At 63.9% G+C, this 12,044-nt stretch carries 13 protein-coding genes and 1 tRNA gene; 2 read left to right on the top strand and 12 right to left on the bottom strand.

The genetic code is table 11. The annotated features are described in order from the left end of the window. Entirely contained in the window at positions 1-729 is a 729-nt protein-coding gene (gene ccmC / locus ACZ1JV_RS15035; protein ID WP_465137904.1) for a heme ABC transporter permease CcmC, read from the bottom strand. Positions 730-870: 141 nt separating this feature from the next. Further along, a tRNA-His gene (locus ACZ1JV_RS15030) sits at positions 871-947 on the bottom strand. Positions 948-1,145: 198 nt separating this feature from the next. Between ACZ1JV_RS15030 and ACZ1JV_RS15025 the strand changes: the two genes are divergently transcribed. Beyond that, entirely contained in the window at positions 1,146-1,778 is a 633-nt protein-coding gene (locus ACZ1JV_RS15025; protein WP_465152174.1) for a prolyl hydroxylase family protein, read from the top strand. A 38-nt stretch (positions 1,779-1,816) separates the two neighbouring features. On the opposite strand, the gene ACZ1JV_RS15020 is transcribed toward ACZ1JV_RS15025, so the two are convergent. Beyond that, positions 1,817-2,374, bottom strand: coding sequence for a superoxide dismutase family protein (locus ACZ1JV_RS15020; RefSeq protein WP_465152173.1), 558 nt, complete (start codon positions 2,372-2,374; stop codon positions 1,817-1,819). A 269-nt stretch (positions 2,375-2,643) separates the two neighbouring features. On the opposite strand from ACZ1JV_RS15020, the gene ACZ1JV_RS15015 reads away from it, so the two are divergent. Continuing rightward, entirely contained in the window at positions 2,644-2,997 is a 354-nt protein-coding gene (locus tag ACZ1JV_RS15015) for a PilZ domain-containing protein (protein ID WP_465137901.1), read from the top strand. 121 nt (positions 2,998-3,118) lie between these two features. Here the strand turns inward: ACZ1JV_RS15015 and rpmE are convergent, their stop codons facing one another. From rpmE to frr, 9 genes are all read right to left on the bottom strand, one after another. After that, entirely contained in the window at positions 3,119-3,346 is a 228-nt protein-coding gene (gene rpmE, locus ACZ1JV_RS15010) for a 50S ribosomal protein L31 (RefSeq protein WP_353983239.1), read from the bottom strand. 137 nt (positions 3,347-3,483) lie between these two features. Further along, entirely contained in the window at positions 3,484-3,936 is a 453-nt protein-coding gene (gene fabZ / locus ACZ1JV_RS15005) for a 3-hydroxyacyl-ACP dehydratase FabZ (RefSeq protein WP_465152172.1), read from the bottom strand. Between the two features lie 18 nt (positions 3,937-3,954). Next, positions 3,955-4,560 (bottom strand): OmpH/Skp family outer membrane protein, encoded by a 606-nt coding sequence (locus ACZ1JV_RS15000; RefSeq protein WP_465137899.1) that lies wholly within the window; start codon positions 4,558-4,560, stop codon positions 3,955-3,957. Further along, positions 4,560-7,214 (bottom strand): outer membrane protein assembly factor BamA, encoded by a 2,655-nt coding sequence (gene bamA, locus ACZ1JV_RS14995; RefSeq protein ID WP_465152171.1) that lies wholly within the window; start codon positions 7,212-7,214, stop codon positions 4,560-4,562. Before bamA ends, ACZ1JV_RS15000 begins: the two co-directional genes overlap by 1 nt. Positions 7,215-7,386: 172 nt before the next feature. Then, complete coding sequence (gene rseP / locus ACZ1JV_RS14990; RefSeq protein WP_465152170.1) at positions 7,387-8,775, bottom strand: RIP metalloprotease RseP; 1,389 nt, start codon at positions 8,773-8,775, stop codon at positions 7,387-7,389. Between the two features lie 49 nt (positions 8,776-8,824). Then, complete coding sequence (locus tag ACZ1JV_RS14985) at positions 8,825-9,985, bottom strand: 1-deoxy-D-xylulose-5-phosphate reductoisomerase (RefSeq protein WP_465152169.1); 1,161 nt, start codon at positions 9,983-9,985, stop codon at positions 8,825-8,827. Positions 9,986-9,992: 7 nt separating this feature from the next. Further along, on the bottom strand, positions 9,993-10,778 hold the full coding sequence (locus tag ACZ1JV_RS14980) for a phosphatidate cytidylyltransferase (RefSeq protein ID WP_465152168.1): 786 nt from the start codon (positions 10,776-10,778) through the stop codon (positions 9,993-9,995). After that, the gene (uppS, locus tag ACZ1JV_RS14975; protein ID WP_465152167.1) at positions 10,765-11,454 is read right to left on the bottom strand and encodes a polyprenyl diphosphate synthase; all 690 of its coding nucleotides are present in this window, start codon (positions 11,452-11,454) and stop codon (positions 10,765-10,767) included. Before uppS ends, ACZ1JV_RS14980 begins: the two co-directional genes overlap by 14 nt. Before the next feature lie 31 nt (positions 11,455-11,485). After that, positions 11,486-12,043 (bottom strand): ribosome recycling factor, encoded by a 558-nt coding sequence (gene frr / locus ACZ1JV_RS14970; RefSeq protein WP_465152166.1) that lies wholly within the window; start codon positions 12,041-12,043, stop codon positions 11,486-11,488. Position 12,044 lies beyond the last annotated feature (1 nt).

Raw genomic sequence — 12,044 nt, 5'->3', positions numbered from 1 at the left:
TCAGTATCCTTCCGAGAGCGCCTTGCGCCGCAGCCGCGCCTCGGCCTGCTGGTTGGCCAGGATCGCACGCATGCGGGCCAGCACCACGCCGGCAAACAGCAGCGTGAAGCCCAGCATCGAAAACAGTAGCGGATAGAGGAACGCCCCCGCCATGGCCGACTTGCCCATCGTGATCGAGGGCGCCTGATGCTGGCTCTGCCACCAGATCACCGAATAGTGGATGATCGGAATGTTCACCGCCCCCACCAGGCCGAAGATCGCAGGCGCCTTGTTCTGCCCGCCGTCCGCCGCCTCGCTCGCCTGCGAAAGCGCCATCCAGCCGAAATAGAGGAACAGCAGCACCAGCATGGAGGTCAGCCGGCCGTCCCACACCCACCAGGTGCCCCAGGCCGGACGGCCCCAAAGCGAACCGGTGATCAGGCATACGGCCGTGAACACCGCGCCGGGCACCGCGGCCGCGCGCGCGGCGATGCCGGCAAGCGGATGACGCCAGACCAGTTCGGTGAAGCTTGCCCCGGCGATCGCCATCCAGCCCGCCATGCCCAGCCAGGCGGCGGGAACGTGAAGATAGACGATGCGCACGGTTTCGCCCTGCAGCCGCTCGGCAGGCCCGAAGAACAGCCCCCAGCCCAGCGCGACCGCCGCGATCACCGCGCCGGCACCCATGCAGAGCGGCATCAGCCAGCGGGCGATGCGCAGGAAGCGGGCAGGATTTGCAAAGCCATGCATGACAGTGGCGCTTCTATAGAGCGCGTCAAAAGGAACAAGGGGACTTGATCGTGGACCGGGGCTTATCACCCACCGGATCATTCACTCCACCGGACATCGCTTGGCGGTCCATCGCTGAGAGGAATTTCGATCTGGAAGAAATGGGGCGATTGATGGGGTTCGAACCCACGACCTCCGGTACCACAAACCGGCGCTCTAACCAACTGAGCTACAATCGCCACACTGGGAAGCCAGCTTTTCGGCTGCACTTCGAAGATACCGACCGGAGCGCTGTGCGGCAACCGGTGCGGAGGCGCGCCATTTGCACAAGCTGCGCCTCCTTGCAAAGCAAAAATGCATGAAGGGCGGGAAAAAATCCGAGCACCGCGCAAGTCCTGCAATTTTCCGGAGCGATTGCCGCCGCTAGGGTCCCGCCCATGAAGGCTCCCGGCGAATCATCTCCCGACATCCTGCTGGCCGTTCCCGGCATCCAGCGGTTCCCGTCATCGCGGCTCGACCTGTTCGTGAAGCGCGAATTCCTTTCCGCCACCGAATGCGACGAACTGGTCGCCATGATCGAGACGCAGCATCGCCCCTCTACGATCGCGAACTACAACGGGGACGATGTGTTTCGCACCAGCTCAACCTGCGACCTCGATTCGCAAGCACCAGCGGTGGCCGCGCTGGCCGGGAAGATGGCCGAACTGTCCGGCATCGCCCCTCCCCATGCCGAGCCGCTGCAGGGGCAGCGCTACGAAGTCGGGCAGGAGTTCAAGGCGCATACCGACTATTTCGAGCCGAACAATTCCGATTTCCAGAAGTACTGCGCGGTGGCCGGCCAGCGCACCTGGACCTTCATGGTCTACCTCAACGATGTGGAGGCGGGCGGCGCCACGCGCTTCAAGGTGATCGACAAACTGATCCAGCCGGAACGCGGCAAGCTGGTCGCCTGGAACAATCGCCGGGCGGACGGCAGCCTCAACGCGGCGACGCTCCACCATGCGATGAAAGTGCGCAAGGGCCGCAAGTACGTGATCACGCAGTGGTACCGCGAACGGCCCTGGGGTTAGGAATTTGGGGGAGCGCTACGCCCTCCCCCGAATCAGGATCACTTCGGCGCGCTGAGCACCGCGCAGGCGATTCGGCCACCGGCATTACCGGCTGGCTGGCTGGTGTAGTCGTCGGGATCGGCGTGGATCACCAGCGCCGTGCCATCGGCATCGACGATCGACTTGGCACCCGGCGTAATGGTCACGCCGGTATTCAGCACCTGAGTCTTGAGCACGCCATCGGGGCCGACATGCTGGTTGGGCATGTCACCGCCGTGCGGGCCGCCCATCGACATCAGCCCGTGCACCGGATCGCCCGCGGTGAAGTGGCCGCCGGCCGTCGTGAACTTGGCAGCCGAATCGCACAGTCCCTTTTCATGGAAATGGAACCCGTGATCGCCTTCGGGCAGGCCCTTCAGATCGGTGGTCACCAGAACGCCGGCAGGGGTCTGCTGAACCGTCACAGTGCCCAGCGCTTTCCCGTCGAGGCCGACGACCTGCGCCTGAATCGGCGAGTTGGCAGCCGGCGCGTCGGCAGCCATTGCCGGGCCGGCGGCGAGCGCGGCAAGACCCAGCGCGACAGGAAGGCGGAATGATCGATTGGGGGATCGGTGCATGGCAATTCTCCGTTGCGGCCCACAAGGGCCCTTCTCCCGGCCGGACGCCAACCACGGCCCGCGCCCCTCTGCCGTTGCCACGCAGACTAACCCCCGGGACGTGAAAGGCAATTGCCTGCGAGCCGTTCGCAACAGACAAAATCGGGCGCGACAGCGCACACCGATATCGAGCGGAACTCCGCAGTGATCCGAAGTTAACGATCGCGTGCCACAATGCCGTATCGGAAAGCCGGTCGCCCCAGAAGAACGGTCATCAAGGACGAAACTGCATGAATGCCCCGCTCGCCAGACTCTACTCGAGCGCCCAGATGCGTCAGGAAATCGCCGCGGACGAAAGACGCCGTGAACACCGTCACGCCGTACGCAATAGGGCCAGGATCGAATCGTCGCGCGGCGAGAGCGCCGAAGCCGCCCTGGCCGACGTTTCTCTGCATGGCTGCTGCGTTTCGAGCAGTGCCGATTGGCTGCGACAAGGCGCATTCGTCAGCATCGGCATGGCGGGTGGCCCCGCACTGAAGGCTGTGGTTCGCTGGGTGCGCGGCGATCTGGCGGGGATGGAGTTTCTGCACGCCGTTCCGGCCGATGCCCGCGAATGGCACGCCCTGATGGACATCGCCGGCTAAGCCCTCAGCGCTGATGAAAGGCCGGCACTGCTCCGGCCGACATCGCCCTTCCCATTCGGACAAACAAAAAAGGCGGCCCGTTGGGGCCGCCTTCTTCGTGTTCGTGAAGCTTGCTTCGCGCTCAGTTCTTCTTGAGCGAGAGGCCGCCGAAACGCTTGTTGAACTGGGCCACGCGGCCGCCGTCCTGAAGCTGGGCCTTGCCGCCGGTCCAGGCCGGGTGCGAGGTCGGATCGATGTCCAGAACCAGCGTGTCGCCTTCCGAACCCCAGGTCGAGCGGGTCTGGAAAGTGGTGCCGTCGGTCATCTGAACGGTGATCATGTGGTAGTCGGGATGCGTATCGGCCTTCATGTCGTATCTCTCTTCGCATATGGCCGGTTCCGACCGGCCTGCTTGGGAAAGCGGCGCCCTTACACGGATACCCCCAAAAACGCAAGGGTTCCGGAAAACGGCAATGGAGGGAAGAAGCGCGCTTCTTCCCCGTCCCGTCAGGCGTCGGCGATCATGGCGGTGAAGTTGACCTCACAGGTCACCTTGTCGCCGATCGCAGCCTTGCCCCAGAACTTGCAGACGCGCGAGCGCTTCTGAACGAAGCCGGCACGCAGGTCGAGCAAGTTGCCCGGGGTTACCGGATTGCGGAACTTCGCTTCCTCGATCGCCATGAAATAGACGAGCTTGCCGCTACCGGCGAGCCCGAGCGATTCGATCGCCAGGATCCCCGCCGCCTGCGCCAGCGCTTCGATCTGAAGCACGCCGGGCATGATCGGACGGCCGGGAAAGTGGCCCTGGAAGAAGTCCTCGTTGAAGCTCACGGCCTTGACCGCGTGGATCTCGTTCTCATCGAACGAGACCACACGGTCGACCAGCAGCATCGGGTAGCGATGCGGCAGCGCCGCCAGGATCTTCGCGGTGTCGTACACGAATTCAGCCGGTTCGCTCATCGCCTGCCCGTCCTGCCCTTAACGGCCCGAAGGGGCCGGCTGCTGCGGCGCCTGCTGGGCGGCCGGAGCAGTGGTGTTGATCGTGGTCAGCGCGCCGTTGAGCGCGGTCAGCACGTCGGTGGTGATGTCGAGGGCCGGGTCATAGGCCAGCGTCTGGCCGACTTCGACAAGCACGTTGGCGCCGCGCTTGGTCATCGCCGGCTTGTACAGGCCCTGCAGCTGCTGCTGGATCTGCTGGCCGACATAGGCCTGGTTGCGCTGGATCTGAACCTGCTGGCCCTGCAGTTCCTGACCGGCCTGCTGTTCCTTCTGCTGGTATGCCTGGATGCGGCCCTGCAGCGCGGCGTCGGGCTGCTTGCCGTTCAGTGCCTTCACAGCGGTTTCCAGGCCCTGCGCTTCAGGCTGAAGCTGGGTCGAAAGCTGGTTGCGGCGGGCTTCGAAAGCCTGGATCTGGCCCTGCAGCTGCTGGTTGGCAGTCTTGCAGGCGTTGCATTCCTTGGCGATGCGATCGAGGTCGACGACAGCGACCTTCGATGCCGGAACGGCCTGCGCGAAAGCCGGCGTGGCAAGAGCGGCAAGAGCCAGGCCCGAGGCCAGTGCGGCGGACTTGAGAATCTTGGTCATCAGAATTGCGTTCCCACGTTGAAAGTGAAGGTCTTGGTATCATCGCCGTCCTCCTTGAGGAGGACCTTCGAAATATCGATGCGGAACGGCCCGAAGGGCGAGTTCCAGTTTACGCCGAAACCGACAGCGACGCGCGGATGCCAGGAGTCGCCCACGAAGGTTTCGGAGAAGTGGTACAGGTAATCGCCTGTTGCAACGTTCGCCTGACCGGTAAGCGTATTGGTCGGATCCGTAACGATCGTGGTCGTACCATCGGCCGCGGTCTGCGTATAAGTCGGGATACAGCCCGCCTTACAGTCGTAGAGATCGGGCTTCTTGACCCCCCACACGGCACCTGCGTCGACGAAGATGGAGGGGCGCAGGCCCATTTCACGGGCACCCGAGCCCAGCGGAATCTCCAGTTCGGCGCGGCTCATGTAGTAATAGTTGCCGCCCAGCGCGTCATCGGTCTTGCTGGTCTGATCGGTGTACACGCCGTCACCGTCGTTGTCCGCCAGATAACGACGGATAACGCGCGGGCCGACGCCGCGGATACCGAAGCCGCGAATCTGCGGCTCACCCAGGAAGAAGCGATCGGTCAGGCGGACATCGTCGCCACCCCAACCCTTGATGATCCCGCCTTCGCCCGAAAGCGAGAAGATGAAGCCCTTGCCCAGCGGCCAGTACTTCGCGGCGTTGGCGCGCAGGCGCGCATACTTCACATCGCCGCCCAGACCGGCGATGTCGAAGTTGATAGCGGCGGTCTGACCGCGTGTTGGGCGAACGCGATTGTCGAGAGTGTCGAAAATCAGCGATCCGCCGAGGATCGAACTCAGGCGCTTGCCGATGGCATCGCACAAGTAGCGGCTCGCCTTGATCGGATCGCAGGTGTACGTGCCATCGGAGTTGTAGGTGTAGAACTGCGACTTATCGAGCGACACGTCATCATAGTTGAGCGTGTAGCGGCCGATCGCGGTCAGGTATTCGGTCAGCGGTACGCCGGCGCGAACCTGGAAACCGGTCGTCGTCTGCTCGTAGTTCGTATTGCGATCGGAATTGACGTAATTGAAGTTGTTGTAGTCGCGGCGATAGATGTCCACGCCCAGCGACACGTTCTTGTCGAACAGGTACGGCTCGACGAAGTTGGCTTCTACCGACTTCGAATAGGACGAATAACTGCCCGAGATGCCCACCGTCTGGCCGCGACCGCGGAAGTTGCGCTGCTGGATCGAGGCCTGGAAGATGAAGCGTTCAAGGCTGGAGAAACCGGCCGAAAGCTGAAGCTGTCCGGTGGGCTTTTCTTCCACGTTCGCTTCCAGGATGATGCGGTCATCCGCACTGCCCGGCTTCTGCTCGACCTCGAACTTCTCCTGGAAGTAGCCGAGCGACTTGATGCGGTTGGTGGAGCGCTTGACCTGCAGCGAGTTGAACGCATCGCCTTCGGCAATACGGAATTCGCGGCGGATGACCTTGTCCTGCGTCAGCGTGTTGCCGTTGATGTCGATCCGCTCGACATAGACGCGCGGCGCTTCCTGGATCACGAAGGTCAGCCCCATGGTGAGGTTGTCCTTGTCGCGATCGTACTGTGGACGCACGTCGGCAAAGGCGTAGCCGAAGGCGCCGGCAGTGTCGTTCAAGCCGTCGATGGTGTCTTCGACCGCCTTGGCGTTGTACCAGTCGCCCTTGTGGATCGTCAGGTTCTTCGCCAGCTTGTCGCCGTCGAAGTCGCGCAGCTGGCTCTCGACCTTCACGTCGCCGAACTTGTAGCGCTTACCTTCCTCCACCACATAGGTGATGATGAAGTCCTTCTTGTCCGGCGTCAGCTCGGCCACGGCCGAAACCACGCGGAAGTCGGCATAGCCCTGCGTCAGGTAGAACTGGCGCATCTTCTGCTGGTCGAACGCCATGCGATCGGGATCGTAGGTGGTGTTAGAGCTGAACAGGCGGCTGAAACGCGCCTGCTTGGTCACCATCTGCGCGCGCAGTTCGCCGTCGGAAAACTGCTCGTTGCCCAGAATGTTGATCTGGCGGACCTTGGACTTGTCGCCCTCGGTAATCTCGAAGACGATGTCGACGCGGTTCTGGTCCAGCATGACCATCTTCGGCTCGACCGTCGCGGCGTAGCGGCCCTGACGCTTGTAAAGCTCGATGATGCGGGCCACGTCGGCGCGGATTTTCGAACGCGTGAAGATCTGGCGCGGGGCGACCTTGATCTCCGGCAGAATCTTGTCGTCCTTGATGCGCTTGTTGCCTTCAAGGATGATGCGGTTGACGACCGGGTTTTCCTTCACCGTGATGGTGACGACGCCGTTGTCGTTGGCGATCTGCGCGTCGGCAAAAAGCTCAGTCGCGTAAAGATCCTTCAGCGCGGCGTCCGCGGCAGCCTTGGTGTAGGACTGGCCGACGCGCAGCTGGATGTACGAAAGCACCGTCTGCGGCTCCAGACGTTCCGCGCCGACCACCTGGATCGTCTGGATCGTCTCACCCACTTCGGCCACTGCCGGAGCGGCCACCGGCGTTGCCGGAGCAGCGGCCGCCTTGGGCGCGCTGACAGCCTTCGGCGCGCTGGCCGCCTTCTGCGCGAAAGCGACCGTGGGCACGCCTGCAAGGATCGTGGTTCCCAGCAGCATGGCAGCAAGCTGCGGCGCGCGGCGAGCGTCAAAGCTGCGACCCATTTCCCATCCCATCATTCAAGCAAGTTCCCGTATGCGCTTACGCGAGGCTCTACAGAGTGATCCGCCAGGCACCTGCCTCCCCGGCAGGCAATCGCGCCCGTCTGCCCGATGGACGGCGTCCGATCAAGCAGTCAATCCCGGCAGAAATGTGATCTTGGAAGATTTCTCCAGGCTATCCCCCGAAAATCGGAAGCGAAGCCAGATCGTTGACCGTGACGAACAGCATCAAGGCCAGCACGAATGCCACCCCGGTGCGGATCGCCCATTCCTGACTGCGCACGTCCAGCGGCTTGCGACGCACCAATTCGGCTGCGTAGAAAGCCAGGTGCCCGCCGTCCAGGCCCGGGATTGGCAGGAGATTGATGAATGCCAAGTTAATCGAGATCATGGCCGCAAAGAAGGTGAAAGCGCCCCATCCCAGGCTGAACTGCTCGCCCGAATAGCGGGCGATCTTGATCGGGCCGCCCAGTTCACGAACAGACCGATCACCCGTGAAAATCTGCCGAATTCCGGTGATCATGTTGCCCATGATCATGAAGCTGCGATCCACGCCCAGGCCAAGGGCTTCCACCGGGCCGACCTTTTCAAGCCGACCGATGCCCGACTGGACGCCGATGCGCCCAACGGTCTGATTCACGCCTTTCTCGCCCACCACCGTCTGGCTGGCGACGGTCAATGGCAAAACATGCGCTTCGTCCCCGCGCATCACGGTGACCGTGATCGCCTTGCCGGGGATGCCGACGATAAGGTCCTGGACTTGTCGGAAACTGGTAACGCCGGTCTCTCCGACCGCGACGATGCGATCGCCCACTTGCACGCCGGCCGATCGGGCGGGCGAATCGCCGCCGAAAAAGCCGCTGACTACCGGAGCGGCGAAATCGATGCCGAGATCGCCCAGCGTTGCCTTGTTTCCGAATTCATCACTGACTTCCTGTGATGCCAGCTTGACCGGGAAGGTCAGCGTCGCGCCATCGCGCAGCACGGCCACCTTCACCGTCTTGCCGGGATAGAAATCGGTATGCTGGCCGATATCCGACGCGCTTTCGATCGCCGCCCCGTTGATGGTCACGATGCGGTCCCCCACCTCGACGCCTGCCGCCTGCGCGGCCGAATGCGACGAGAAGCCCGCGACTTCGGGATCGGCGACAAGCTTGCCATTCGCCCATGCGAAAGCTGCCAGGATCAGCACGCAGACCAGGAAATTGGTCAGCGGCCCGGCGAAGACGATCAGCGCGCGCTGCCACAGCGGCTTCACATGGAAAGTCTGCGCCCGCTCCGCCGGCGTCAGCCCGTCATCCGCCGCGCTCGGCGCCGAGGCAGGGTTCATGTCGCCAGCGAACTGGACATAGCCGCCCAAGGGCACGGCGGAGAGCTTCCAGCGCGTACCGCGCCGGTCGGTCCACCCGAACAACTCCTTGCCGAACCCGATCGAGAAGGCATTGGCCTTCACGCCGAACAGGCGGCCTACAAGGTAGTGGCCCAGTTCGTGCACCAGTACCAGCGGGCCGAGCAGCAACAGGAATGCGAAGATCGTCGTCAGCAGATTGGGCGATCCGGTCAAGTCAGGCAAACTCCATCGGACCCGAGCCAACTGGCTACCGATTACCGGCTCAAGCGGGTCCCGCTACCATGCTTGCCCTCGCGCGGGCCTCCGCGTCAACCGCCAGTACGTCGTCAAGGCAGGTAGGCGCGGGCGGTGCATAGGCGCCGAGCACATCCTCCACTTGTGCGGCGATCCGCGTGAACGGGATCTGACCGGCAAGGAATGCGGCCACGGCAACTTCGTTGGCGGCATTGAGCACGGCCGGGATCGCTCCGCCCGCCTCTGCCGCCGCCCGGGCAATACGCGTTGCCGGGAAACGATTTTCGTCGGGCTGGCGGAAAGTGAGTTCGCCGATCGCGGCAAGGTCCAGCGGTGCGCAAGGGGTATCCATGCGCGCGGGCCAGGCCAGTGCCGAGGCAATAGGCACGCGCATGTCGGACGGGCCCAACTGCGCCAGAGTCGACCCATCGCGATATTCGACCATCGAATGCACGACCGACTGCGGATGGACGATAATGCGCAGACGATCGAGCCCGACGGGGAAAAGATGGTACGCCTCGATCAGTTCGAGGCCCTTGTTGAACATGGTCGCCGAATCGACGCTGATCTTCGCGCCCATGTCCCAGTTGGGGTGCTTCACCGCCTCGGCCGGGGTCGCGGCCTGAAGCCGTTCCCAGCTCCATTCGCGGAACGGGCCACCGCTGGCCGTCAGGGTGATGGAGCGGACTTGTGCGATGTCGTTGCCCTGCAGGCACTGGAAGATCGCGTTGTGTTCCGAATCGATGGGCAGCAGCGTCGCGCCATGGCGGGCGACGGCGGCCATCATAACTTCGCCGGCAGAGACCAGCGCTTCCTTGTTGGCAAGCGCGATCGCCTTGCCCTGCTCGATCGCGGCCATGGTCGGCGCAAGGCCCGCGCAGCCGACGATGGCGGCCACGGTCATGTCCGCTCCGCGGGCGGCTGCTTCCACCAGCGCCTGCGGTCCGCCCGCCGTGGCGATCCCGGTTCCGGACAGCGCCTCGCGCAGCGCGGGCAGCCGCGCCTCATCGGCCACGACCGCAAGGTCGATGGCAAATTCGCGCGCCAGCTTCGCCAGCTCGTCCACGTTGGAATGGGCGGTCAGCACACTGACGTGCCACGCAGCCGGGTTCCGCCGCACAAGGTCCAGCGTGGACGCGCCGACGGAGCCGGTGGCGCCAAGAATGCAGATGGTGCGCTGGGTCGTCATCGCACGCTTACCTCGGCTGCAGCAGGATCATGAGCGCCAACAGGAACAGCACTGCCAGCAGCCCGTCCACGCGATCGAAGAAGCCGCCGTGGCCGGGAATGAAATTGCCCGAATCCTTCACGCCCGCGCGGCGCTTCAGCCAGCTTTCGAAAAAGTCGCCCGCCTGCGCGCAGACGGCCACGAACAGCCCGGTCAGCAGGCAGGAGGCAAACAGCGGAAGCGGGTCGGCAGTCAGATACCAGCACGGCTGGGATCCCATGCAGTTCGGGGCGTCGGCCGCATTGCCCTGCACCAGAATGGAGGTCAGGCCTTCCTGCCAGAAGCGCGCCGCGCCGAACAGCACCAGCGTCGCACCCAGCACGCCGCCCAGCAGGCCCGACCAGGTCTTGGACGGACTGATGGCGGGCGCGATCTTCGGGCCACCCAAGGTGCGACCGGTGAAATAGGCACCGACGTCGACGCCGATCACCGTGGCTACCACGGTCAGGACCGGCCCCAGGCTGAAAGCCGGATTGCGCAGGAACAGCAGCATCGCCGCGCCGACGCCGACATAGAACATGCCGGCAAAGTTCATCAGGCCGCGATGCATCGGATCGCGCATCGCGCTGCGCGACAGGCGAACCCATTCCCACAGCACGCCCAACGATACCGCGCAGACGAAGGCCGTCCACACCGCGCCGCCCAGCCAGAGCGCGCCGCCGGCAACCGCCAGCATGACCACGGCCGAAACCGTGCGCACGCCCAGGTCGGACTTCTTGCCGGACTGCCCCGTGGTCGGATCACCGTCCGCCATAGCGACGCTCCCGCTGCGCGAATTCTTCCAGCGCATCGCGCAAATGGTCGACATTGAAGTCCGGCCACAGCACGTCAGTGAACAGCATCTCGGCATAGGCCGCCTGCCACAGCAGGAAGTTGGAAAGGCGCACTTCGCCCGAGGTGCGGATCAGCAGATCGAGCGGCGGCAAGTCCGCCGTGTCCAGCTCGGCTGCGATGGTTTCCGGCGTGATCTGGCCCTTCGCTGCCGCCTTGGTGGCGGCGCGGGCGATCTCGTCCTGCGAACCGTAGTTCAGCGCTACTGCCAGCGTCGTACCGGTATTGCCCGCCGTGCGCGCCACCGCGCCTTCCACCAGTTCGACGACATCCGGCTTGAAGGCCTTGTAATCGCCGATGATCTTCAGCCGCACGCCGGCAGAAGCGAACTCATCCAGGTCGGAAAGAATGAAGCGCTTCATCAGGCTCATGAGGTCGGAAACCTCTTCCTCCGGGCGGCGCCAGTTTTCCGTGGAGAAGGCGTAGAGCGTCAGCGCTTCCAGACCCAGTTCGCGGGCCCCGCGCACGACGCGGCGCACCGCCTCCACGCCGCGCTGGTGACCCAGCGCGCGTGGAAGGTGACGCTTCTTCGCCCAGCGGCCGTTGCCATCCATGATGATGGCAACGTGGCGCACGCGTGCCGGTTCACTCTTGGCCATCAGACATTCCCCCAAGCGCGGCCGAACAGCCTCACTTGCCGAGGATTTCCTTCTCCTTGCGGCCGAATTCCTCGTCAAGCTGCTTGATCAGATCGTCGGTCAGCTTCTGGACTTCGGTTTCGCCGCGCTTGCGCTCGTCTTCCGAGATTTCCTTCTTCTTCTCGTCCGCCTTCAGGTTCTCGATCCCGTCGCGGCGTACGTTGCGCACGGCGACGCGGGCCTTTTCGGCATAGGAGCTGGCCAGCTTGGCCAGTTCCTTGCGACGTTCCTCGGTCAGGTCGGGGATCGGCAGACGCAGCGTGTTGCCGTCATTGATCGGGTTCAGGCCGAGCCCGGCCGAACGGATCGCCTTTTCGACGGGGCCGATGTTCGACTTGTCCCATACCTGCACCGAAAGCATGCGCGGTTCGGGTGCCGAAATCGTGGCGACCTGTGTGATCGGCGTGTTGGCACCATAGACGGTGACCATGATCGGCTCCAGCAGCGCGGTGTTGGCGCGGCCGGTGCGCAGGCCCGAAAGATCGTGCTTCAGCGCATCGATCGCGCCCTTCATGCGGCGTTCGAGATCCGCCTTGTCATACTTCGCCATG

The organism is Novosphingobium sp. BL-S-19, from assembly GCF_055521675.1.
Note: the sequence above shows the minus strand (reverse complement) of the source record. Positions and strands in the feature narration are given on the sequence as shown.

Bases quoted from the DNA above. Each gene is read 5' to 3' on its own strand.
- rpmE (WP_353983239.1), bottom strand. From the start codon at position 3,346: ATGAAGGCCGATACGCATCCCGACTACCACATGATCACCGTTCAGATG.
- frr (WP_465152166.1), bottom strand. From the start codon at position 12,043: ATGGCGAAGTATGACAAGGCGGATCTCGAACGCCGCATGAAGGGCGCG.
- uppS (WP_465152167.1), bottom strand. From the start codon at position 11,454: ATGGCCAAGAGTGAACCGGCACGCGTGCGCCACGTTGCCATCATCATG.
- bamA (WP_465152171.1), bottom strand. From the start codon at position 7,214: ATGGGTCGCAGCTTTGACGCTCGCCGCGCGCCGCAGCTTGCTGCCATG.
- ACZ1JV_RS15015 (WP_465137901.1), top strand. From the start codon at position 2,644: ATGAATGCCCCGCTCGCCAGACTCTACTCGAGCGCCCAGATGCGTCAG.
- ACZ1JV_RS15025 (WP_465152174.1), top strand. From the start codon at position 1,146: ATGAAGGCTCCCGGCGAATCATCTCCCGACATCCTGCTGGCCGTTCCC.
- ACZ1JV_RS14980 (WP_465152168.1), bottom strand. From the start codon at position 10,778: ATGGCGGACGGTGATCCGACCACGGGGCAGTCCGGCAAGAAGTCCGAC.
- ccmC (WP_465137904.1), bottom strand. From the start codon at position 729: ATGCATGGCTTTGCAAATCCTGCCCGCTTCCTGCGCATCGCCCGCTGG.
- ACZ1JV_RS15000 (WP_465137899.1), bottom strand. From the start codon at position 4,560: ATGACCAAGATTCTCAAGTCCGCCGCACTGGCCTCGGGCCTGGCTCTT.
- ACZ1JV_RS14985 (WP_465152169.1), bottom strand. From the start codon at position 9,985: ATGACGACCCAGCGCACCATCTGCATTCTTGGCGCCACCGGCTCCGTC.
- ACZ1JV_RS15020 (WP_465152173.1), bottom strand. From the start codon at position 2,374: ATGCACCGATCCCCCAATCGATCATTCCGCCTTCCTGTCGCGCTGGGT.
- fabZ (WP_465152172.1), bottom strand. From the start codon at position 3,936: ATGAGCGAACCGGCTGAATTCGTGTACGACACCGCGAAGATCCTGGCG.